19 protein-coding genes, 1 pseudogene and 1 riboswitch are annotated in these 23,846 nt (G+C 53.3%); of the genes and pseudogenes, 15 read left to right on the top strand and 5 right to left on the bottom strand.

Annotation, left to right across the window (positions count from 1 at the left end):
• Positions 1-199: 199 nt before the first annotated feature.
• The 8 genes and pseudogenes from secE (at position 200) to rpoC (ending at position 12,458) form a co-directional block, all read left to right on the top strand.
• Positions 200-583, top strand: a complete 384-nt coding sequence (gene secE / locus P9J57_RS19695; RefSeq protein WP_014606967.1) for a preprotein translocase subunit SecE — start codon at positions 200-202, stop codon at positions 581-583.
• A gap of 1 nt (position 584) precedes the next feature.
• Entirely contained in the window at positions 585-1,130 is a 546-nt protein-coding gene (gene nusG / locus P9J57_RS19690; RefSeq protein ID WP_003848088.1) for a transcription termination/antitermination protein NusG, read from the top strand.
• Between the two features lie 148 nt (positions 1,131-1,278).
• Positions 1,279-1,707, top strand: a complete 429-nt coding sequence (gene rplK, locus P9J57_RS19685; protein ID WP_006121495.1) for a 50S ribosomal protein L11 — start codon at positions 1,279-1,281, stop codon at positions 1,705-1,707.
• Positions 1,708-1,710: 3 nt separating this feature from the next.
• Positions 1,711-2,415: a 50S ribosomal protein L1 gene (gene rplA / locus P9J57_RS19680; protein WP_013024115.1), complete on the top strand. Its 705-nt coding sequence runs from the start codon at positions 1,711-1,713 to the stop codon at positions 2,413-2,415.
• Between the two features lie 423 nt (positions 2,416-2,838).
• Complete coding sequence (gene rplJ / locus P9J57_RS19675) at positions 2,839-3,336, top strand: 50S ribosomal protein L10 (RefSeq protein WP_003848098.1); 498 nt, start codon at positions 2,839-2,841, stop codon at positions 3,334-3,336.
• A gap of 63 nt (positions 3,337-3,399) precedes the next feature.
• The gene (gene rplL / locus P9J57_RS19670) at positions 3,400-3,762 is read left to right on the top strand and encodes a 50S ribosomal protein L7/L12 (protein WP_009092660.1); all 363 of its coding nucleotides are present in this window, start codon (positions 3,400-3,402) and stop codon (positions 3,760-3,762) included.
• A gap of 330 nt (positions 3,763-4,092) precedes the next feature.
• Positions 4,093-8,121, top strand: coding sequence for a DNA-directed RNA polymerase subunit beta (gene rpoB, locus P9J57_RS19665; protein ID WP_013024116.1), 4,029 nt, complete (start codon positions 4,093-4,095; stop codon positions 8,119-8,121).
• A 118-nt stretch (positions 8,122-8,239) separates the two neighbouring features.
• Positions 8,240-12,458: pseudogene (gene rpoC / locus P9J57_RS19660) on the top strand (DNA-directed RNA polymerase subunit beta').
• Between the two features lie 59 nt (positions 12,459-12,517).
• Here rpoC and P9J57_RS19655 read toward each other — a convergent pair.
• Complete coding sequence (locus tag P9J57_RS19655) at positions 12,518-12,697, bottom strand: DUF1127 domain-containing protein (protein ID WP_014606965.1); 180 nt, start codon at positions 12,695-12,697, stop codon at positions 12,518-12,520.
• Positions 12,698-12,871: 174 nt separating this feature from the next.
• On the opposite strand from P9J57_RS19655, the gene P9J57_RS19650 reads away from it, so the two are divergent.
• A complete protein-coding gene (locus tag P9J57_RS19650) occupies positions 12,872-14,395 on the top strand; it encodes an aminotransferase-like domain-containing protein (protein WP_207806460.1) in 1,524 nt (507 codons plus the stop codon).
• Between the two features lie 114 nt (positions 14,396-14,509).
• Here the strand turns inward: P9J57_RS19650 and thiE are convergent, their stop codons facing one another.
• The 3 genes from thiE to P9J57_RS19635 form a co-directional block, all read right to left on the bottom strand.
• Entirely contained in the window at positions 14,510-15,142 is a 633-nt protein-coding gene (gene thiE / locus P9J57_RS19645; RefSeq protein ID WP_013024119.1) for a thiamine phosphate synthase, read from the bottom strand.
• Positions 15,143-17,065 (bottom strand): phosphomethylpyrimidine synthase ThiC, encoded by a 1,923-nt coding sequence (gene thiC / locus P9J57_RS19640; protein WP_013024120.1) that lies wholly within the window; start codon positions 17,063-17,065, stop codon positions 15,143-15,145. It abuts the gene before it with no gap.
• Between the two features lie 85 nt (positions 17,066-17,150).
• A riboswitch (TPP riboswitch) is annotated at positions 17,151-17,249 on the bottom strand.
• A gap of 180 nt (positions 17,250-17,429) precedes the next feature.
• On the bottom strand, positions 17,430-17,933 hold the full coding sequence (locus P9J57_RS19635) for an Rsd/AlgQ family anti-sigma factor (RefSeq protein ID WP_013024121.1): 504 nt from the start codon (positions 17,931-17,933) through the stop codon (positions 17,430-17,432).
• 197 nt (positions 17,934-18,130) lie between these two features.
• On the opposite strand from P9J57_RS19635, the gene nudC reads away from it, so the two are divergent.
• From nudC to P9J57_RS19605, 6 genes are all read left to right on the top strand, one after another.
• Positions 18,131-18,901: an NAD(+) diphosphatase gene (gene nudC, locus P9J57_RS19630; protein WP_013024122.1), complete on the top strand. Its 771-nt coding sequence runs from the start codon at positions 18,131-18,133 to the stop codon at positions 18,899-18,901.
• A 40-nt stretch (positions 18,902-18,941) separates the two neighbouring features.
• On the top strand, positions 18,942-20,012 hold the full coding sequence (gene hemE / locus P9J57_RS19625) for a uroporphyrinogen decarboxylase (protein WP_013024123.1): 1,071 nt from the start codon (positions 18,942-18,944) through the stop codon (positions 20,010-20,012).
• A complete protein-coding gene (gene nfi, locus P9J57_RS19620; protein ID WP_014595037.1) occupies positions 20,012-20,680 on the top strand; it encodes a deoxyribonuclease V in 669 nt (222 codons plus the stop codon). The genes hemE and nfi overlap by 1 nt, the downstream gene beginning before the upstream one ends.
• 62 nt (positions 20,681-20,742) lie before the next feature.
• The gene (locus P9J57_RS19615) at positions 20,743-21,333 is read left to right on the top strand and encodes a YjaG family protein (RefSeq protein WP_013024125.1); all 591 of its coding nucleotides are present in this window, start codon (positions 20,743-20,745) and stop codon (positions 21,331-21,333) included.
• Between the two features lie 188 nt (positions 21,334-21,521).
• The gene (gene hupA, locus P9J57_RS19610) at positions 21,522-21,794 is read left to right on the top strand and encodes a nucleoid-associated protein HU-alpha (protein WP_006121511.1); all 273 of its coding nucleotides are present in this window, start codon (positions 21,522-21,524) and stop codon (positions 21,792-21,794) included.
• 68 nt (positions 21,795-21,862) lie between these two features.
• A complete protein-coding gene (locus P9J57_RS19605; protein WP_014595039.1) occupies positions 21,863-22,525 on the top strand; it encodes a DUF1481 domain-containing protein in 663 nt (220 codons plus the stop codon).
• Between the two features lie 36 nt (positions 22,526-22,561).
• Here the strand turns inward: P9J57_RS19605 and purD are convergent, their stop codons facing one another.
• Positions 22,562-23,842 carry a phosphoribosylamine--glycine ligase gene (gene purD / locus P9J57_RS19600; protein WP_014595040.1) on the bottom strand — a complete coding sequence of 427 codons (1,281 nt, stop codon included), beginning with the start codon at positions 23,840-23,842 and terminating at the stop codon, positions 22,562-22,564.
• Positions 23,843-23,846 lie beyond the last annotated feature (4 nt).

Below are 23,846 nucleotides of genomic sequence, written 5' to 3'. Positions count from 1 at the left end.
GAAAGGGCATCATTTGATGCCCTTTTTGTACGCTGTTTCATAGAACCTGACTCATCAGTGATTTTGAACCATAATCATTGCTGAGACAGGCTCTGTTATGCGGCGCTGGATACCGAGTTACGCCCCAAAAGCTCATTCGGTTTGGATGCCTCGCAATGCGGGGCAGAATAGTTTCTGAATTATTGTGGCAGGTTGGTTTATGAGTGCGAATACCGAAGCTCAAGGGAGCGGGCGCGGCCTCGAAGCGCTGAAGTGGGTAGTGGTAGTCTTATTACTGCTTGCGGCGATCGTAGGTAACTACCTCTATCGCGATGTGACGCTGCCTTTGCGCGCGTTAGCTGTGGTTGTACTGATTGCGGCAGCAGGCGGCATTGCGCTTTTGACGACAAAAGGCAAAGCAACCGTGGCCTTTGCACGTGAAGCAAGAACCGAAATGCGTAAAGTTATCTGGCCAACCCGCCAGGAAACACTGCATACCACGTTAATCGTTGCCGCGGTTACTGCCGTGATGTCACTGATTTTGTGGGGGCTGGATGGTATTCTGGTCCGTCTGGTATCGTTTATCACTGGCCTGAGGTTCTGAGATGTCTGAAGCTCCAAAGAAACGCTGGTACGTCGTGCAGGCGTTTTCCGGTTTTGAAGGCCGCGTAGCACAGTCGCTGCGTGAGCACATCAAACTGCACAACATGGAAGAGCTGTTTGGCGACGTCATGGTTCCTACAGAAGAAGTTGTTGAGATCCGTGGTGGTCAACGCCGCAAGAGCGAGCGCAAATTCTTCCCCGGCTACGTTCTGGTACAGATGGTAATGAATGACGCCAGCTGGCACCTGGTGCGCAGCGTTCCGCGCGTTATGGGCTTCATTGGCGGTACCTCTGACCGTCCTGCGCCGATTAGCGACAAAGAAGTCGATGCGATTATGAATCGCCTGCAGCAGGTGGGCGACAAGCCGCGTCCGAAAACGCTGTTCGAACCGGGCGAAATGGTACGTGTCAACGATGGTCCATTTGCCGACTTTAACGGTGTGGTTGAAGATGTGGACTACGAAAAGAGCCGCCTGACGGTTTCTGTTTCCATCTTTGGACGCGCAACGCCAGTAGAACTCGACTTCGGTCAGGTTGAGAAGGGCTAACCTTTTCCGACATACAATTTGGCTGTTGCAGCAGGCGCGAAATTTAACTATAATTTCGCGCCTTTTGTTTTTATGCGCTGGCAACAGCGTGTAAATCGTTACCACGGGGAGCCTTTTACAGGCGCTATAACCCAATTGAGGAATTATCATGGCTAAGAAAGTACAAGCCTACGTCAAGCTGCAGGTTGCAGCTGGTATGGCGAACCCAAGTCCACCGGTTGGTCCAGCTCTGGGTCAGCAGGGTGTTAACATCATGGAATTCTGTAAAGCGTTTAACGCCAAAACAGAATCACTGGAAAAAGGTCTGCCGACTCCAGTTGTTATCACCGTATACAGCGACCGTTCTTTTACCTTTATTACCAAAACGCCTCCGGCTGCCGTTCTGCTGAAAAAAGCAGCAGGCATCAAGTCTGGTTCTGGTAAGCCGAACAAAGATAAAGTCGGTAAAGTGACTCGTGCTCAGGTACGTGAAATCGCAGAAACTAAAGCTGCGGACATGACTGGTTCTGACGTTGAAGCGATGACTCGCTCAATCGAAGGTACTGCTCGTTCCATGGGCCTGGTTGTAGAGGACTAAGAAATGGCTAAGCTGACCAAGCGCATGAGCGTAATTCGCGACAAAGTTGACGCGACCAAGCAGTACGATATTGCTGAAGCAATCGCTTTACTGAAAGAACTGGCTACTGCCAAGTTCGTCGAAAGCGTTGACGTTGCTGTTAACCTCGGCATTGATGCACGTAAATCTGATCAGAACGTCCGCGGCGCGACCGTTCTGCCACACGGTACTGGTCGTTCAGTACGTGTAGCTGTCTTCACCCAGGGCGCAAACGCTGAAGCTGCTAAAGCAGCTGGCGCTGAGCTGGTAGGTATGGAAGACTTGGCCGATCAGATCAAGAAAGGCGAAATGAACTTTGACGTTGTTATTGCTTCTCCGGATGCAATGCGCGTTGTTGGCCAGTTAGGCCAGGTTCTGGGTCCACGTGGCCTGATGCCAAACCCGAAAGTCGGTACTGTAACGCCTAACGTTGCTGAAGCGGTTAAGAACGCTAAAGCAGGTCAGGTTCGTTATCGTAACGACAAAAACGGCATCATCCACACTACCATCGGTAAAGTGGACTTCGATGCTGACAAACTGAAAGAAAACCTGGAATCTCTGCTGGTTGCGCTGAAAAAAGCAAAACCTGCACAGGCGAAAGGCGTGTACATCAAGAAAGTTAGCATCTCTACCACCATGGGCGCCGGCGTTGCCGTTGACCAGGCGGGTCTGACTGCCGTAGCAAACTAATTGCTACTTGAAACGGGCGAAAAATTCACCTAGAATCTTACGCCCGTTGTTCTGCATTAATGCAGACGTCGATGTGGGTTATTCAGAACGTGGTAAGACGGTGGCCGAGTCAGCGACCTGAAGCACAGTGAACTGTGCGGCGGGTGAGGGCAAAGACAGCCAGCGCAATGCGGTTTGAGTGACAACACACGACCCAAATTTTAGGTTGGAGCCAGGCCTTATCCTGGCCTCCGTCCAAGACCGCAGGAGCGGAACATCCTCGGATGTAATGCTTAATCCCCTGCGTAGACGGTGACAGAACCAAAAGATTTTTTCTTATCTGGATTCTGCTCACCGTGTATTAGCGCTTATTTCCCTTCGGGTGAGTAAGTGAAGTGAGTTCCGGGGAAATCCTTCCCCGGTCAAATCCAGGAGCTAAAGCTAATGGCATTAAATCTTCAAGACAAACAAGCGATTGTTGCTGAAGTCAGCGAAGTAGCCAAAGGTGCGCTTTCAGCGGTTGTTGCGGATTCTCGTGGCGTTACCGTTGATAAAATGACCGAACTGCGTAAAGCAGGTCGTGAAGCTGGCGTTTACATGCGTGTTGTTCGTAACACCCTGCTGCGCCGCGTCGTTGAAGGTACTCAGTTCGAGTGCCTGAAAGACACGTTTGTTGGTCCGACCCTGATTGCATATTCTATGGAACACCCGGGCGCTGCTGCTCGTCTGTTCAAAGATTTCGCGAAAGCGAATGCAAAATTCGAGGTCAAAGCTGCAGCCTTTGAAGGTGAGCTGATCACGGCGGCCAATATTGACCGTCTGGCAACTCTGCCGACCTACGAAGAAGCACTGGCACGTCTGATGTCGACCATGAAAGAAGCCGCTGCCGGCAAACTGGTTCGCACTCTGGCTGCTGTTCGCGATGCAAAAGAAGCGGCTTAAGGCCTCTCTTTTCTTCGCACTTGCTAACGTATAAACTTTTTCTGATTCTTAGGAACAATTGTTATGTCTATTACTAAAGACCAAATTCTGGAAGCCGTTGCCGCTATGTCCGTAATGGAAGTAGTTGAGCTGGTTTCTGCTATGGAAGAAAAATTCGGCGTTTCTGCTGCTGCTGCTGTAGCTGTTGCTGCTGGCCCAGCTGAAGCTGTTGAAGAGAAAACTGAATTCGACGTCGTTCTGAAAGCTGTTGGCGCGAACAAAGTTGCAGTAATCAAAGCCGTACGTACCGCAACTGGTCTGGGCCTGAAAGAAGCCAAAGATCTGGTTGAAGCAACTGGCGTTATCAAAGAAGGCATCAGCAAAGATGACGCAGCTGCACTTGAAGCTGCTCTGAAAGAAGCTGGCGCTGAAGTTGAAGTTAAGTAAGACAACCCTCGGGTTGCAGTCTGAGTAGTTTCAGACTGATGGCTGGTGACTTTTTGGTCACCAGCCTTTTTGCGCTCCAGGGCCTCAATGGGGTTTCGCACTGTTTGTCCATTGTTGCTCATCAATATCTTTCTCTATCGACGACTTAATATACTGCTTTCCCGTGCGGGTTCCCTGCCCACGCTGAAGCAATGAAATGATTTAAGCGTGATAGAAAGAGGTATTGCACGTACTGCAGAGCAGTAGGTGAATCAAACAAAATCGTGTTGCATGAACTGTCCTGTCAGGACGGACAGCGTGGGTCGACTTGTCAGCTAGCTGAGGAACCCTATGGTTTACTCCTATACCGAGAAAAAACGTATTCGTAAGGATTTTGGTAAACGTCCGCAAGTTTTGGACATACCTTATCTCCTTTCCATCCAGCTTGATTCGTTTCAGAAGTTTATCGAGCAAGATCCAGAAGGTCAGTACGGACTGGAAGCTGCATTCCGCTCTGTATTCCCTATTGCGAGCTACAGCGGCAACTCTGAGTTGCAGTATGTCAGCTATCGCTTAGGTGAACCTGTCTTTGACGTGAAAGAGTGTCAGATCCGTGGCGTGACCTACTCGGCACCGCTGCGCGTGAAACTGCGTCTGGTGATCTATGAGCGCGAAGCGCCAGAAGGCACAGTAAAAGACATTAAAGAACAAGAAGTCTACATGGGTGAAATTCCACTCATGACTGACAACGGTACCTTTGTTATCAACGGTACTGAACGTGTTATCGTTTCTCAGCTGCATCGTAGTCCTGGCGTGTTCTTTGACAGCGATAAGGGTAAAACCCACTCCTCGGGTAAAGTGCTGTATAACGCACGTATCATCCCTTACCGTGGTTCATGGCTCGACTTCGAGTTTGACCCGAAAGACAACCTTTTCGTCCGTATTGACCGTCGTCGTAAGCTGCCGGCCAGTATCATTCTGCGCGCACTGCATTACACCACTGCTCAAATTCTCGACGTGTTCTTCGAGAAAGTGGTGTACGAAATTCGTGACAACAAGCTGCAGATGGAACTGGTGCCAGAGCGCCTGCGCGGTGAAACCGCGACCTTCGATATCGAATCGAATGGCACGGTCTACGTTGAGAAAGGGCGTCGCATCACTGCGCGTCATATTCGTCAGCTGGAAAAAGACGGTATCCAACACATCGAAGTCCCTGTGGAATACATCGCGGGCAAAGTGGTCTCTAAAGACTACATCGATGAGAATACCGGTGAGCTGATCGTTGCGGCCAACATGGAACTGTCGCTGGATCTGCTGGCGAAGCTGAGCCAGTCGGGTCACAAGCGCATTGAAACGCTGTTCACCAACGATTTGGATCACGGCCCATACATCTCCGAGACGCTGCGCGTTGACCCAACCAACGATCGCCTGAGCGCGCTGGTTGAGATCTACCGCATGATGCGTCCTGGTGAGCCGCCAACGCGTGAAGCTGCAGAGAACCTGTTTGAGAACCTGTTCTTCTCTGAAGATCGTTACGATCTTTCTGCAGTCGGCCGCATGAAGTTCAACCGTTCATTGCTGCGTGATGAGATCGAAGGTTCAGGTATCCTGAGCAAAGAAGACATCATCGAAGTGATGAAAAAACTGATCGACATCCGTAACGGTAAAGGCGAAGTGGACGATATCGACCACCTCGGTAACCGTCGTATTCGTTCAGTCGGTGAAATGGCTGAAAACCAGTTCCGCGTCGGTCTGGTCCGTGTTGAGCGTGCAGTGAAAGAGCGTCTTTCTCTGGGCGACCTCGATACGCTGATGCCACAGGACATGATCAACGCCAAGCCAATTTCGGCGGCGGTGAAAGAGTTCTTTGGTTCCAGCCAGCTGTCTCAGTTTATGGATCAGAACAACCCCTTGTCAGAGATTACGCACAAGCGTCGTATCTCTGCTCTCGGCCCGGGCGGTTTAACCCGTGAGCGTGCCGGCTTCGAAGTGCGTGACGTACACCCAACGCACTACGGTCGTGTCTGCCCAATCGAAACCCCTGAAGGTCCGAACATCGGTCTGATCAACTCCTTGTCTGTGTACGCGCAGACGAACGAGTACGGTTTCTTGGAAACCCCTTATCGTCGCGTTATTGACGGTGTGGTTTCCGATGAAATTCATTACCTTTCTGCAATCGAAGAAGGTAACTACGTTATCGCGCAGGCGAACACCAATCTGTCAGAAGAAGGTGCGTTCGTTGATGACCTGGTCACCTGCCGTAGCAAAGGCGAATCAAGTCTGTTCAGCCGCGATCAGGTTGACTACATGGACGTTTCCACCCAGCAGGTGGTTTCTGTCGGTGCGTCACTGATTCCGTTCCTGGAACACGATGATGCTAACCGCGCCCTGATGGGTGCGAACATGCAACGTCAGGCCGTTCCTACTCTGCGTGCTGATAAGCCGCTGGTAGGTACCGGTATGGAGCGCGCTGTAGCCGTTGACTCCGGTGTTACCGCTGTTGCGAAACGTGGTGGTACCGTTCAGTACGTTGATGCATCACGTATCGTTATTAAAGTTAACGAAGACGAGATGTACCCGGGCGAAGCGGGTATCGACATCTACAACCTGACCAAATACACCCGTTCTAACCAGAACACCTGTATCAATCAGATGCCGTGTGTCTCTCTGGGTGAGCCCGTTGAACGTGGTGATGTGCTGGCTGACGGCCCGTCTACCGATCTCGGTGAGCTGGCGCTGGGTCAGAACATGCGCGTCGCGTTCATGCCGTGGAATGGTTACAACTTCGAAGACTCCATTTTAGTCTCCGAGCGCGTAGTGCAGGAAGATCGCTTCACCACCATCCACATTCAGGAACTGGCCTGTGTGTCTCGTGACACCAAGCTGGGGCCAGAAGAGATCACGGCTGACATCCCGAACGTGGGCGAAGCTGCACTCTCTAAACTGGATGAGTCCGGTATCGTTTATATCGGTGCTGAAGTGACCGGCGGTGACATTCTGGTTGGTAAGGTGACGCCAAAAGGCGAAACCCAGCTGACGCCAGAAGAGAAGCTGCTGCGTGCGATCTTCGGTGAGAAAGCGTCTGACGTTAAAGACTCTTCTCTGCGTGTACCGAACGGTGTTTCCGGTACCGTTATCGACGTTCAGGTCTTCACCCGCGATGGCGTGGAAAAAGACAAGCGTGCGCTGGAAATCGAAGAAATGCAGCTGAAGCAGGCCAAGAAAGACCTGTCTGAAGAGCTGCAGATCCTGGAAGCGGGCCTGTTTAGCCGTATCCAGTCTGTCCTGATTTCCGGTGGCGTTGAAGCAGACAAACTGGACAAGCTGCCGCGTGAGCGTTGGCTGGAGCTGGGTCTGACTGACGAAGCCAAGCAAAACCAGCTGGAGCAGCTGGCAGAGCAGTACGACGAACTGAAGCACGAGTTTGAGAAAAAACTCGAAGGTAAGCGTCGTAAAATCACCCAAGGCGATGATCTGGCACCTGGCGTGCTGAAAATCGTTAAGGTTTATCTGGCTGTTAAACGTCAGATTCAGCCTGGTGATAAAATGGCAGGTCGTCACGGTAACAAAGGTGTTATCTCTAAGATCAACCCAATCGAAGACATGCCTTACGATGAGAACGGTACGCCGGTCGATATCGTACTGAACCCGCTGGGCGTACCTTCGCGTATGAACATCGGTCAGATCCTTGAGACTCACCTGGGGATGGCAGCGAAAGGTATCGGCGAGAAGATCAACGCGATGCTGAAAAAGCAGGAAGAAGTCGCCAAGCTGCGCGAATTCATCCAGCGTGCTTACGATCTGGGCACCGATGTGCGTCAGAAAGTTGACCTGAACACCTTTACTGATGACGAAGTTCTGCGCCTGGCTGAGAACCTGAAAAAAGGTATGCCAATTGCCACGCCGGTGTTTGATGGTGCGAAAGAGAGCGAAATCAAAGAGCTGTTAGAGCTCGGCGGTCTGCCTTCTTCCGGTCAGATTACCCTGTTTGATGGCCGTACTGGTGAGCAGTTCGAACGTCAGGTAACCGTAGGCTATATGTACATGCTGAAACTCAACCACCTGGTTGATGACAAGATGCACGCACGTTCTACCGGTTCCTATAGCCTCGTTACTCAGCAGCCGCTGGGTGGTAAGGCACAGTTCGGTGGTCAGCGCTTCGGTGAGATGGAAGTATGGGCGCTGGAAGCTTACGGTGCTGCGTATACCCTTCAGGAAATGCTTACCGTTAAGTCTGATGACGTCAACGGCCGTACCAAGATGTATAAGAACATCGTGGATGGCAACCATCAGATGGAACCTGGCATGCCAGAATCGTTCAACGTACTTTTGAAAGAGATTCGCTCGCTGGGTATCAACATCGAGCTGGAAGACGAGTAACCCTCAGTAACAGGCCTGGCCTGGAAGCGCAGGGTTAACGCGCTCGCATTTGTACTGGTTATGGGGCGTTCAATTTCGGTTGGACGCCCCTGAGTCTCACTCCGACGGGAGCAAATCCGTGAAAGACTTACTTAAGTTTCTGAAAGCGCAAACTAAAACCGAAGAGTTTGATGCGATCAAAATTGCGCTGGCGTCGCCAGACATGATCCGTTCCTGGTCTTTCGGTGAAGTGAAAAAGCCGGAAACCATTAACTATCGTACCTTCAAGCCAGAGCGCGATGGTCTGTTCTGTGCCCGTATTTTTGGGCCGGTAAAAGATTACGAATGCCTGTGTGGTAAGTACAAGCGTCTGAAACACCGTGGTGTGATCTGCGAGAAGTGCGGCGTTGAAGTGACCCAGACTAAAGTGCGTCGTGAGCGCATGGGCCACATCGAGCTGGCTTCGCCAACCGCACACATCTGGTTCCTGAAGTCACTGCCTTCGCGTATCGGCCTGCTGCTGGATATGCCGCTGCGTGACATCGAACGCGTGCTGTATTTTGAATCTTATGTCGTTATCGAAGGTGGCATGACCAACCTCGAGAAACGTCAGATTCTGACTGAAGAGCAGTACCTGGACGCGCTGGAAGAATTCGGTGACGAATTCGACGCGAAAATGGGTGCAGAAGCGATTCAGGCACTGCTGAAAAACATGGATCTTGAGCAAGAGTGCGAACAGCTGCGTGAAGAGCTGAACGAAACTAACTCCGAGACCAAACGTAAAAAGCTGACCAAGCGTATTAAGCTGCTGGAAGCGTTCGTTCAGTCTGGTAACAAGCCAGAGTGGATGATCCTGACCGTTCTGCCGGTTCTGCCGCCAGATCTGCGTCCGCTGGTACCGCTGGATGGTGGTCGTTTCGCTACGTCGGATCTGAACGATCTGTACCGCCGCGTGATCAACCGTAACAACCGTCTGAAACGCCTGCTGGATCTGGCTGCGCCAGATATCATCGTGCGTAACGAAAAACGTATGCTGCAGGAAGCGGTTGATGCCCTGCTGGATAACGGTCGTCGCGGTCGTGCGATCACCGGTTCTAACAAGCGTCCTCTGAAATCTTTGGCCGATATGATCAAAGGTAAGCAGGGTCGTTTCCGTCAGAACCTGCTCGGTAAGCGTGTTGACTACTCTGGTCGTTCTGTTATCACCGTAGGTCCATACCTGCGTCTGCATCAGTGCGGTCTGCCGAAGAAAATGGCACTGGAGCTGTTCAAACCGTTCATCTACGGCAAGCTGGAACTGCGTGGCCTGGCCACCACCATCAAAGCCGCTAAGAAAATGGTTGAGCGTGAAGAAGCTGTCGTGTGGGATATCCTGGACGAAGTGATCCGCGAACACCCGGTACTGCTGAACCGTGCACCAACCCTGCACCGTTTGGGTATCCAGGCATTTGAGCCCGTCCTGATCGAAGGTAAAGCTATCCAGCTGCACCCGCTGGTTTGTGCGGCTTATAACGCCGACTTCGATGGTGACCAGATGGCTGTTCACGTACCGCTGACGCTGGAAGCCCAGCTGGAAGCGCGTGCGCTGATGATGTCTACCAACAACATCCTGTCACCTGCGAACGGCGAGCCAATCATCGTTCCTTCACAGGACGTTGTACTGGGTCTGTATTACATGACCCGCGACTGTGTTAACGCCAAAGGCGAAGGCATGGTACTGACCGGTCCGAAAGAAGCTGAACGCGTTTACCGCGCCGGCCTCGCTTCGCTGCACGCTCGCGTTAAAGTGCGTATCACTGAGCACGAGAAAAACGAGCAGGATGAGTGGGTTTCTAAAACCAGCATCATCGACACGACGATTGGTCGCGCCATCCTGTGGATGATCGTGCCTAAAGGTCTGCCTTTCTCCATCGTCAACCAGGCGCTGGGCAAGAAAGCGATCTCCAAGATGCTGAACACCTGTTACCGCATCCTGGGCCTGAAACCAACGGTTATCTTTGCTGACCAGACCATGTACACCGGCTTCGCCTATGCGGCACGTTCAGGTGCGTCTGTTGGTATCGACGACATGGTTATCCCAGAGAAGAAAGTGGAAATCATCACCGAAGCGGAAGCGGAAGTGGCTGAAATCCAGGAGCAGTTCCAGTCTGGTCTGGTGACGGCAGGCGAACGCTATAACAAAGTGATCGATATCTGGGCTGCGGCCAACGAACGCGTTGCTAAAGCGATGATGGAAAACCTCTCTACTGAAGTCGTGATTAACCGCGCGATGGTGAAGAAGAGCGCCAGGTTTCCTTCAACAGCATCTTTATGATGGCCGACTCCGGTGCGCGTGGTTCTGCTGCACAGATTCGTCAGCTGGCCGGTATGCGTGGTCTGATGGCTAAGCCAGATGGCTCAATCATTGAGACGCCGATTACGGCAAACTTCCGTGAAGGTCTGAACGTACTCTCATCTCGACGCACGGTGCACGTAAAGGTCTGGCGGATACCGCACTGAAAACAGCAAACTCCGGTTATCTGACGCGTCGTCTGGTTGACGTTGCACAGGATCTGGTTGTGACTGAAGACGACTGCGGCACGCACGAAGGCATCATGATGACGCCGGTCATCGAAGGTGGCGACGTGAAAGAACCGCTGCGTGAGCGTGTTCTGGGTCGTGTGACTGCGGAAGACGTGCTGAAGCCTGGTACGGCTGACATTCTGGTTCCACGTAACACTCTGCTCGATGAGCACTGGTGTGACGTGCTGGAACTGAACTCAGTAGACAGCGTGAAAGTGCGTTCTGTTGTTGGTTGTGAAACCGACTTTGGTGTGTGTGCGCATTGCTATGGTCGCGACCTGGCACGTGGTCACATCATCAACAAAGGTGAAGCGATCGGTGTTATCGCGGCACAGTCCATCGGTGAGCCGGGTACACAGCTGACGATGCGTACGTTCCACATCGGTGGTGCGGCATCACGTGCGGCTGCTGAATCCAGCATTCAGGTGAAGAACAAAGGTACCATCAAGCTGACCAATGCCAAGTCGGTAACTAACTCGGCAGGCAAGCTGGTGATCACCTCGCGTAACGTTGAACTGAAAATGATCGACGAATTTGGCCGTACTAAAGAGAGCTATAAAGTTCCTTACGGTGCGACCATGGCGAAAGGTGATGGTGAGCAGGTTGCTGCGGGCGAAACCGTTGCAAACTGGGATCCGCATACCATGCCGGTTATCACTGAAGTGGGCGGTTTCATTCGCTTCACGGATATGATCGATGGTCAGACCATTACTCGTCAGACTGACGACCTGACCGGTCTGTCATCGCTGGTGGTCCTGGATTCTGCTGAGCGTACTGCGGGTGGTAAAGACCTGCGTCCAGCCCTGAAAATCGTTGATGCTAGCGGCAATGATGTCCTGATCCCTGGTACCGATATGCCAGCTCAGTACTTCCTGCCAGGTAAAGCGATTGTACAGCTTGAAGATGGCGTGAAGATCAGCTCGGGTGATACCCTGGCGCGTGTTCCGCAGGAATCGGGCGGTACCAAGGATATTACCGGTGGTCTGCCACGCGTTGCTGACCTGTTCGAAGCACGTCGTCCGAAAGAGCCAGCAATCCTGGCGGAGATCAGCGGCATCATCTCCTTCGGTAAAGAGACCAAAGGTAAACGTCGTCTGGTTATTACTCCGCTGGATGGTAGCGATCCGTATGAAGAGATGATTCCGAAATGGCGTCAGCTGAACGTGTTCGAAGGTGAACGTGTTGAGCGCGGTGACGTGGTTTCCGATGGCCCAGAGTCACCACATGACATCCTGCGCTTGCGTGGCGTGCATGCGGTTACCCGTTACATCACTAACGAAGTGCAGGAAGTTTACCGTCTGCAAGGCGTTAAGATTAACGATAAGCACATCGAAGTCATCGTTCGTCAGATGCTGCGTAAAGCAACCATCATGAGCGCGGGAAGCACCGAGTTCCTGGAAGGTGAGCAGGCTGAATTCTCTCGCATCAAGATCTCTAACCGTGAACTTGAAGCGAACGGAAAAGTGGGCGCTACCTTCATGCGTGACCTGCTGGGTATTACCAAAGCGTCACTGGCAACCGAATCGTTCATCTCTGCTGCATCGTTCCAGGAAACCACGCGTGTCCTGACCGAAGCGGCAGTTGCAGGCAAGCGCGACGAACTGCGCGGTCTGAAAGAGAACGTTATCGTGGGACGTCTGATCCCTGCCGGTACCGGTTATGCATACCATCAGGATCGTATGCGCCGCAAAGCGGCAGGCGAAGTGCCGGTTGCACCGCAGGTAACTGCGGATGAAGCCTCTGCAAGCCTGGCTGAATTGCTGAACGCTGGTCTGGGCGGTAACAACGACGAGTAATCGTCAAACGCCTGATAAAAAACCCTGCTCTGGCAGGGTTTTTTTTTATCTTTAAGCCATCAGTGAATATCGCGTCGATTTAACCCAATGTCTTTTAACTGACTATCGCTAAGCCTGGACAAAATAGCGCGGGTTTCCCGCTGGCATTGCCAGCGTCGGATGCTCCCCCAGACAATGCGCAAGAACCGAAACGGTCTTATGACAAATGGCTTAGCCGCGCGGTTTTCTTCATATCCCATGATCCTGCCCCTCGTTGTTTATCTGAGAAACATTTTCACGTAGACCGTCTGTTCGATACAGACTCACCAGGAACAAATATTTAACATACAGATTGCGCGTTGACGCATCTGAATGGTAGAAATAGCGTTAATCTGTACCGCTTTGCGGGGCAATCAAACTTCATAAGGCATACAATGACGCGTTATCAACATTTAGCCATGCTGCTGGAAAAGCGCATTGCGCAGGGGCTGTATCGGAACGGCGAACGGTTGCCCTCGGTGCGCAGCCTGAGTGCTGAACACGGTGTCAGTATTAGCACCGTGCAACAGGCCTATTATTTGCTGGAGCAGAAACAGTTGATCATCCCGCAGTCCCGTTCGGGCTATTATGTCGCGCCGCATAAAGCGATGCCGCCCATTCCGGCACTGACCCGACCGGTACAGCGCCCGGTGGAAATCACGCAGTGGGATGCGGTCTTTGATCTGCTTAACAGCCGGCTGGAAGATGACATATTGCAGTTGGGCAGCGGCATGCCGGATCTCACACAGTCTACCCTGAAGCCGCTCTGGAAAGCGTTTAGTCGGCAGGCACAGAAGCAGGAAAGCACTCTGCTGAATTACGATAATCTGTATGGGGTGACCTGCCTGCGAGAGCAGATCGCCCGGCTGATGATTGACAGTGGCTGTCAGCTCAGCCATGAAGATATTGTCATTACGACGGGTTGCCATGAAGCCCTGTCTGTTTCCGTTCGCGCTGTCTGCCAGCCAGGCGATATCATCGCCGTGGAATCACCATCGTTTCACGGCATCATGCAAACGCTGCGCGGTTTTGGCATTCGCGCCATTGAGATCCCCACCGATGCGGTAACGGGCATCAGTCTTGAGGCGCTGGAGCTGGCCTTTGATCAGTGGCCGATTAAGGCCGTCGTTGTGGTGCCCAACTGTAATAACCCACTTGGTTTCATCATGCCAGAGAAGCGCAAGCGCGCCCTGCTGGCCTTGGCGCAACGTTTTGACGCCGCGATTATTGAAGACGATGTCTATGGCGAGTTGGCCTGGGAGTATCCACGGCCTTCATCCATTAAATCGATGGATGAAGACGGGCGCGTATTGTTATGCAGTTCATTTTCAAAAACGCTGGCGCCGGGTCTGCGCGTAGGCTGGGTGGCGCCGGGGCGCTACCGCGATCGGGTTCTGCATATGAAATACATCGGAACCGGGTCTACTGCGACTCAGCCTCAGCACGCAGTTGCAGAGTTTATTCATCAGGGGCATTACCAGACCCATCTGCGGCGGATGCGTCAGGTTTACCAACACAACTACGAAACCTTTATTTGCTGGGTTCGGCACTATTTCCCCTGTGGAATCTGCGTCACGCGGCCTCAGGGGGGATTTCTGATGTGGATTGAACTGCCAGAAGCCTTTGACGCCGTGCAACTTAACAATACGCTGCGGAAGTCCGGGATACAGATTGCTGTGGGTTCGCTGTTTTCCGCCTCGGGCAAATATCGCAACTGCCTGCGCCTGAACTATGCCTTGCCTGCCAGCGATAAAGTTGAACGGGCACTGGCGATAACGGGCAGCGCCGTTGAGCAGGCGATAGCGGCATGTGTCCACGATCGGCCAAGGGCACATACCTCTTTACCTGTGGTTGAGGAGCAGGGCCAGAAAGAGGAGGGAACTGGCCCTGGTCCGGCCATTCCGGCCGGACACCTGTGACTTTACTGAGCATAAAAAAACCGCGCCAGCCGTAATACTCATTGCCGTGCGCGGCTTTCCACTCTTTAACAGCCTTTTGCACAGGCTGCAGGTATTTCTGGGCGCTGACGCGCGTTAGTACGCCGTTTCGGGTTCGGCAAGCCGCAGCAGAACACGCGTGGCCTCCTGCCAGTCTTCTGCCTGAGTAATCGCGCTCACCACCGCAATACTGCCCACCCCGGTGGCCAGGACCTCTGGCGCACGATCAATACTGATGCCTCCGATCGCGACTGTTGAGATGCCGTGCAGCCGGGCCAAATGGCGCTTAAGTTCAGCTACGCCCTGAGGGGAAGAGGGCATGGCCTTCGTCTGGGTGGGGAAGATGTGCCCCAGCGCCACATAGGAAGGGCGCAGTGCCAGCGCCCGATCCAGCTCTGCATCATCATGAGTTGAAAGTCCCAGCCGCAAGCCTGCGTGCAGGATCTGCTGCAGGTTAGCGACCTCTAAATCTTCCTGACCCAGATGGACGCCATAGGCCTGATGTTTAATCGCCAGTTGCCAGTAATCATTGATAAACAGACGTGCCTGATAGCGCTTACCTGCGGCGATAGCCCGAATAATCATGGGTTCAACCACCTCGTCCGGCTGATCCTTGATCCGAAGCTGAAGGGTTCGCACACCGGCTTCCAGCAGGCGCTCTATCCATTCCACGCTGTCAACGACCGGATAGAGCCCCAGACGTGATGCGGTTGCGGGAAAGGCGTCCATTTATTCCTCCTTTATTGCGGTCGCAGGGTGATACAGCTCACCGCCGCGCTCACGAAAATGATCAGACATTTTCGCCATCCCCACCTCAATCGCCTGGGCTTCGGCTTCCTGCCTTGCGGCGTAGTCACGCACTTCCTGGGTAATTTTCATTGAGCAAAATTTGGGGCCGCACATAGAGCAGAAGTGGGCCACCTTACCGGACTCCTGCGGCAGGGTTTCATCGTGGTAAGCCCGGGCCGTATGCGGATCCAGTGCAAGATTAAACTGGTCTTCCCAGCGAAACTCAAAACGTGCTTTGGACATCGCATTGTCGCGGATTTGCGCGCCCGGATGACCCTTGGCCAGATCGGCTGCGTGCGCGGCGATCTTGTACGTGATTAAGCCCTGTTTAACATCTTCCTTGTTTGGCAGACCTAAATGCTCTTTGGGCGTGACGTAGCACAGCATGGCGCAGCCGAACCAGCCAATCATCGCGGCACCAATGCCGGAGGTAAAGTGATCGTAACCCGGAGCAATATCAGTGGTGAGGGGGCCCAGAGTGTAAAACGGCGCTTCATGGCAATGTTCCAGTTGTTCGGTCATGTTGCGACGGATCATTTGCATGGGAATATGGCCGGGGCCCTCAATCATCACCTGCACGTCGTATTCCCAGGCAATTTTCGTCAGCTCACCTAAGGTGTGCAGTTCCGCAAACTGCGCTTCGTCATTGGCATCCTGAATCGATCCCGGACGCAGGCCGTCACCTAATGATAATGAGATGTCGTAGGCCGCACAAATTTCACAGATGTCGCGGAAGTGCTCATACAGGAAGCTCTCTCTGTGATGCGACAGGCACCACTTCGCCATAATGGAACCACCACGCGAGACAATCCCAGTCAGGCGCTTCGCGGTCATGGGCACGTAGCGCAGCAGCACGCCTGCATGAATCGTAAAATAATCCACACCCTGCTCGGCCTGTTCCAGCAATGTGTCGCGGAAAATTTCCCAGTTCAGATCTTCTGCCACACCGTTAACTTTCTCAAGCGCCTGATAGATCGGTACCGTACCGATAGGCACCGGGCTGTTACGCAAAATCCATTCACGGGTTTCGTGGATATAGCGGCCGGTGGAAAGATCCATGACGGTATCGGCGCCCCAACGCGTTGACCACACCAGCTTTTCAACCTCTTCTTCAATCGAGGAGGTCACGGCTGAGTTGCCGATATTGGCATTCACTTTCACCAGAAAGTTACGCCCGATGATCATGGGTTCGGATTCGGGATGGTTAATATTTGCCGGAATAATAGCGCGCCCGGCAGCCACTTCCTGACGCACAAACTCAGGGGTAATATTTTCTGGCAGATGGGCGCCAAAGCTGTGCCCCGGATGCTGCTGCAGCAGCACCTCGCCGCGGATGCGTTCCCGGCCCATATTTTCCCGCAGCGCGATAAACTCCATCTCCGGCGTAATTATGCCCCGACGAGCATAATGGAGCTGGGTAACGCAGTGGCCTGCCTTCGCACGGCGTGGTGTGGGCAGGTGTTCAAAACGCAAGTGATCCAGGCCGTCATCGGCCAGCCGCTGTTGCGTGTAGGCAGAGCTGATTTGCACCAGATTTTCGCTGTCATTCCGCTCTTCAATCCAGCGCGCCCGCAGTTTATCCAGCCCCCGATGCACGTCGATTTGTGCGGCGGGATCGCCATAGGCACCGGCCGTATCGTAAACCGGAACGGGCTCATTCTCCTCATAAACCGGCGCTTCTTTACTGCCGCTGGTCAGGGTAGGGCTGAGTTGAATTTCCCGCATTGGGACACGGATATCATCGCGGCTGCCGGTAAGCCAGATACGTTTTGAATTAGGGAAGGCGCTGCCGCCCTGAAGAGAGTCAATGAATTCCTGTGCCTGAGCACGTTGTTCGCGACGGGTCGTTTTAGCAGTAGACATAGCAATATTCCAGTAAGAGGGAAGGTTGCTTGTCCGGAGTTCGGAAGGAGTAACGGCACTGCTGACACCATTCGGTGGCGTACCGTATAAATTTACTCTTGTTCCCTTCGCAGGTTCTAACCTGATCAGGTTCCGCGGATCCCGAATTAACGGTCTCAGCCCTTAGGCACTCCGACAAGATGAGGTTTCAACGATTTCGCTACGGCGCCCGATCGGCTTCACCCCGGAAAAAGGGATAGCATGAACAGCGCCCGTAGATGACGTATCAACCGTAAACACCGACTACGTTCGGCGTTAAACGTAAAGCCCACTCAGCATAAGGGGGCTTTTGGCTAATCACAAGTCTTTTACAATCGATTAGGTTTTAGGCGGGGCGGGCAATTTCGCTGTCGTTAGCCACGGGCGGGGTTAGGTGATTATCCCATGCCATCTGGATGAGTTTGTCCTCAAGCGTAAAGCGTCCTTCCAGGGCTTCTCCGACCTCCGATAGCGCATTCTGAAAGGTGACGTAGTTATCGTCATCAATCGCCTGCTGCAGGTGTCCGTCATACAGCTTCATCAGTTGTTCGGTGTTGGCTTCCAGCGAGGGATAAATCTGCGTTGCTGCCAACAGCGGACTGGTACCGTCCATTTCTCCGATCAGGCGTTGATAGAGGCTGAAGTGGCCGGATGAAAGGTAATCGACCAGATTATGGCAAAAGTTATCAAGTGCCTGTTCATCCAGACGCGTCAGTGCCTCTTTCTTTGGCTTGATACCGACCAAATGGTAATAAGAAACCAGTAACTGGCGGCGAGCGGCCAGCCATGAATCGACCAGTTCATTACTGCCACCTACGCGTTTGGTCAGAACGTCTAACTGGTTGAGCATAGTTAACTCCGTATGAGTTATGCACCTTCATATTTCAGATTAGCGATGCGTCAAGTGCGCTTGTTTTCCACGAGCCTGCCGGGGAGAAATAAGCGTGTTGCCGTCTTGCAACCAGAATTATTTGGGTATAGTTGTTCATCTACACACTTAACATCGGGACTTCAGCGTGCGGGTTGACGCTAAGGATGACGAAATAAATGCAATGCGAAATTTCAAGCGTAGACGCTGGATGGTGGATTGTCAGCAGTGAACAAAAAATTTGGTTACCGCAAGGAGACCTGCCTCACGGTAATGCGCAGCATTTTGGCCTGACGGGTCATCAGGGGCGCGTAATTGGCGAATGGCAGGGGGAGAATGTCTGGCTGATTTGCGAAACACGTTCGGAGGATATGCTGTCTTTGCGGCAGTTACTTAACGAAGATCCGGGACTGTTTCAGTTGGCAGGGCGCGGTGTACAGCTGGCCGAATTTTATCGCTCTCACCGCTGGTGTGGCTACTGCGGCCATGAGATGCACGCCAGCAAGCGTGAATTTGCCTGCCTGTGCAGCCACTGCCGTGAACGCTACTATCCACAGATTGCGCCCTGCATTATCGTCGCCATTCGCCGGGGGGACGAGATCCTGTTGGCTAACCATGCGCGCCAGCGTAATAACATTTACACTGTGCTGGCCGGTTTCGTCGAAGTCGGCGAAACCATTGAACAGGCCGTCGCGCGCGAGGTAATGGAAGAGAGCAACGTGCGTGTGAAGAATGTCCGCTATGTTACCTCGCAGCCCTGGCCTTTCCCGCAGTCTCTGATGATGGCGTTTATGGCGGAATATGATGGCGGCGAGTTACAACATGACGGCAAAGAGCTGCTGGACGCCGGATGGTTCCGCTTTGATGCGCTGCCTTTACTGCCGCCGCCCGGTACCGTCGCCCGTCGATTAATTGAAGATACGGTGGCCCTCTGCCGCGCTGAGGCGTGAGAGTGCTACACTACTCGCTTGATACCGAGAGAGTCCTGAGATGAGTGAACTGAAGAACGACCGTTATTTGCGCGCCCTGTTACGCCAGCCTGTAGATGTCACCCCCGTATGGATGATGCGGCAAGCCGGGCGTTATTTGCCGGAATATAAAGCGACGCGCGCCCAGGCAGGCGATTTTATGTCGCTGTGCAAAAATGCCGAACTGGCCTGCGAAGTCACCCTGCAACCCCTGCGTCGCTTTAAGCTGGATGCGGCGATCCTCTTCAGTGATATTCTCACCATCCCTGATGCGATGGGGCTGGGTTTATACTTCGAAACAGGCGAAGGCCCGTGCTTCTCCAACCCGATTACCTGCCGTGCTGATGTTGATCGCCTGCCGGTGCCCGATCCTGAACAGGAGCTGGGTTACGTGATGAATGCGGTACGCACCATCCGTAAAAACCTCAACGGCGAAGTACCATTGATTGGCTTCTCAGGCAGCCCCTGGACGCTGGCGACCTATATGGTTGAAGGGGGAAGCAGCAAAGCCTTCACTAAGATCAAAAAAATGATGTATGCCGAGCCTGCCACGCTGCACGCCATGCTGGATAAGCTGGCCGACAGTGTCATCCTCTATCTTAATGCCCAGATCCGCGCCGGTGCGCAGTCGGTGATGGTCTTTGACACCTGGGGCGGCGTGTTAACCGGGAACGACTATCGTGAGTTCTCGCTTTACTACATGCATAAAATTGTCGACAGCGTGCTTCATGAGAACGAAGGCCGTCGTGTACCCATCACCTTGTTTACCAAGAATGGTGGTCAGTGGCTGGAAGCCATTGCTGAAACGGGCTGTGATGCACTAGGTCTGGACTGGACTATCGATATCAGTGAAGCCCGCCGCCGTGTCGGCCACAAAGTTGCTTTGCAGGGCAATATGGATCCTTCCATGCTCTATGCACCCCCGGCGCGAATTGAGCAGGAAGTGGCAACGATTCTGGAAGGATTCGGCCAGGGTGAAGGCCACGTTTTCAATCTGGGACACGGCATCCATCAGGATGTTCCACCCGAGCATGCCGGCGTATTTGTTGAGGCGGTGCACCGTCTGTCACGCCAGTATCATTCGGCGTCATAATGGATATCGCCGCTCTTCGCGCGGAGCAACGCCAACGGGCCGCAGAAGTCGTACGGCAGGATGATTTTGACGTGCTGCCGCCACGCTTTATTGGTGGCGCAGACGTCGGTTTTGAGCAGGAAGGCGCAGTGACGCGTGCGGCACTGGTTATTCTTGAATATCCGTCCATGAAGCTGGTGGAATATCGCATCGCGCGCATTGATACCACCATGCCTTACATTCCGGGCTTTCTCTCTTTCCGTGAGTATCCGGCCCTGCTGGCGGCCTGGGACATGCTGGAGCAGAAGCCCGATCTGCTATTTGTCGATGGTCATGGTATCTCACATCCGCGCCGGCTTGGTGTCGCGTCGCATTTTGGGTTGATGGTGGATGTTCCCACTATCGGTGTTGCGAAAAAGCGTCTGTGCGGGCACGTTGAGGCGCTGGATGAAACGCCCGGCAGTCGGCAGCCGTTGATGGATAAAGGAGAACAAATTGGCTGGGTATGGCGCAGCAAGGCACGCTGTAACCCGCTGTTTGTTGCCACCGGACACCGCGTCAGTCTGGACAGCGCTCTGGAATGGGTAGAAAAGTGCACACAGGGCTACCGTTTACCGGAGCCCACGCGCTGGGCGGATGCTGTGGCATCTCGCCGACCCGCATTTCTGCGCTGGCAAAGCGCGCTTTAACACTGTTTGTATGGCGCTTTTGGGTTACACTGCCGCCAGCGAAACGAATAAGAGCTCTGTGTATGTTACAAAACCCTGTACATCTGCGTCTGGCAAAGCTGGAAAGCTGGCAACACCTGACGTTTATGGCTTGCCTGTGCGAGCGCATGTATCCCAACTACGTGGCTTTTTGCCAGCAAACCGAGTTTGCCGATCCTGCACTTTACCGCCGTATTCTGGATCTGATTTGGGAAACGCTGACGGTTAAAGATGCGAAGATCAATTTTGACAGCCAGCTGGAAAAGCTTGAAGCGGCGATTCCCGATGGCGATGCGTTTGAGGTTTACGGTGTCTATCCGGCCATCGATGCCTGCGTGGCATTGAGTGAAGTGCTGCATTCGCAGTTAAGCGGTGAAACGCTTGAACATGCGATTGAAGTCAGCAAGACCTCGATCACCACCGTTGCCATCCTGGAAATGACTCACGAAGGTCGCGAAATGACCGATGAAGAGCTACGAGAAAATCAGGCTGTCATCGACGAATGGGACCTGCAATGGGAGATTTTTCGCCTGCTCGCGGATTGTGAAGAGCGAGACCTCGAATTGATAAAAGGTCTGCGATCTGACCTGCGTGAGGCGGGAATTAGTAACATCGGTATAAAAATTCAGCAATAAGGCGAGAAAACGTGACTTCAGGCCTTAATTAGCGCGCCTGGAGGCTTCACATCAGCCCCCAGTCTGGTCTACATTTGGGGGGCTGAAAATTGTGGCTATCGGTGCGTGCAGGCTGAAGAGTGCCCGAAGCTGGCTTTTCCCTCGCACTCGTTGCTTAGCAAGCGATAAATACACTTTAAGGATAACTTATGAACAAGACTCAACTGATTGATGTGATCGCAGAAAAAGCTGACCTGTCTAAAACCCAGGCCAAGGCAGCGCTGGAATCTACTCTGGCTGCAATCACTGAGTCTCTGAAAGAGGGTGATGCTGTACAACTGGTTGGTTTTGGTACTTTTAAAGTGAACCACCGCGCTGAGCGTACCGGTCGTAACCCACAGACTGGCAAAGAAATCAAAATCGCTGCGGCAAACGTACCTGCATTCGTGTCTGGTAAAGCTCTGAAAGACGCCGTTAAGTAAGACGTCGCACTGCGGTAACGTTTTAAAACAGGGGCGATTTCGCCCCTTTTGTTTAGGGGCCAGCCACCATGACTACGCTGTTTCAGCGATTATCAGCCCTGCTTCTCTCCTCTTTTCTCATTGGGTGTAGTTCAACGCCCGACATTCCGGCTTTCTCGGCCAGCGGTTATCTCGCCGATCGCGGCAGTGTTCGTATCTGGCGCAAGAATACCGATCATCACTCGGTACATATTCGTACGCTCTATAATCCGTTCAACAGCGAAAAAAGTGAAATTACGGACTATCGCTGGCTCGGCGATGATCTGATCAGCGTGGAACGCCAGGTGAAAGGCGAAAAGCCAGACGACGTTACGCTACGCTTTGATCAAGGCGGCAATCTCAATTTTATGCAGCGCCAGCTCGCGACGCGCCGTGAGGCAGTCAGTCCGGATGCGGTTGAGCTTTACAAGTTTGATGCACAACGTATGCGTGAAGTCAGCGATGCGCTGTTAAGTGGGCGGGTGTTTCTGAAACAAGGACACTGGTCAGGTGGAAGCGTTGTGACAACCTGTGAGGGCCAGCAGGTGACGCCGGCTTTCGACAGTTATGCACTGCAGACGCTTACGCACTACCGCCGTGATAAGGCGGAACCCTTGATGATTTCATGGCTGGAAGCGCCTGAAGGCGTGCAGTTGCTGCGTGTGACTCAAAAAGATGAATGCGCGGATGCGCCGGATGAGGCGAATTTCTGAGGCAATAAAAAGGGGCACTGGGTGCCCCTTTGATCATTATTTACGGTTAATGGCACGATAGCCGATGTCGCGTCGGCAGAAACTGCCTTGCCAGGAAATCGGCTTAGCCAGTTCGTAAGCCCGTTTCTGTGCGGCAGCAACATCATCGCCTAGCGCGGTGACGCAAAGAACCCGCCCACCGTTCGTCAAAACCCGATCCTCTTCAAGGCGCGTCCCGGCGTGGAAAACTTTGCCGTCGGCAACCTCTTCCAGCGGCAGACCGTGAATCTGATCGCCGTTATTGTAAGAGCCGGGATAGCCCCCGGCTGCCAGCACCAAGCCCAGTGAAGGGCGGGGATCCCATTGTGAGTCTTTTTGATCAAGCTTGCCTTCACAGGCGGCCAGACACAGATCCACCAGATCCGACTGCAGGCGCAGCATAATGGGTTGTGTTTCGGGATCGCCGAAGCGACAGTTGAATTCGATCACTTTAGGCTGACCAGTCTGATCGATCATCAGCCCGGCATATAAGAAGCCCGTATAGACATTGCCTTCGGCGGCCATGCCACGTACGGTTGGCCAGATAACCTGATCCATAACGCGCTGGTGGATTTCATCGGTCACCACCGGGGCAGGGGAATAAGCACCCATTCCTCCCGTGTTCGGTCCGGTATCGCCGTCGCCCACCCGTTTATGGTCCTGGCTGGTGGCCATTGGCAACACATTCTCGCCATCAACCATCACGATAAAGCTGGCTTCTTCGCCGTCCAGAAACTCTTCAATCACGATACGGTGCCCGGCGTCACCAAACGCATTGCCCGCCAGCATATCCTGCACGGCATCTTCCGCTTCCTGCAGCGTCATGGCCACAATCACGCCTTTACCGGCAGCCAGCCCGTCAGCTTTGATGACAATCGGCGCACCTTTTTCACGCAGGTAAGCCAGCGCAGGGGCGACGTCGGTGAAGTTTTGGTACTCGGCACTGGGGATGTTGTGACGTGCAAGAAAGTCCTTGGTGAATGCTTTAGACCCTTCCAATTGCGCGGCGGCCTGAGTTGGACCAAAGATTTTCAATCCGGCCTCGCGGAACGCATCAACCACGCCTGCCACTAACGGCGCTTCAGGGCCGACAATGGTGAGATCAATCTGTTCACGTTGAGCGAAGGCCAGCAAAGCGGGAATATCGGTGGGGGCAATATCGACGTTCTGCAACGCGGGTTCCAGCGCGGTGCCCGCATTACCAGGTGCGACAAAAATGGTTTCTGCCAGCGGCGACTGCGACGCTTTCCAGGCCAATGCGTGTTCACGTCCGCCGTTACCGATGATTAAAATTTTCATAAAA

Source organism: Pantoea sp. nfd-35 (assembly GCF_056892255.1).
The sequence above is the reverse complement of the archived record's forward strand: the minus strand, read 5'-3'. Positions and strand labels throughout refer to the sequence as shown.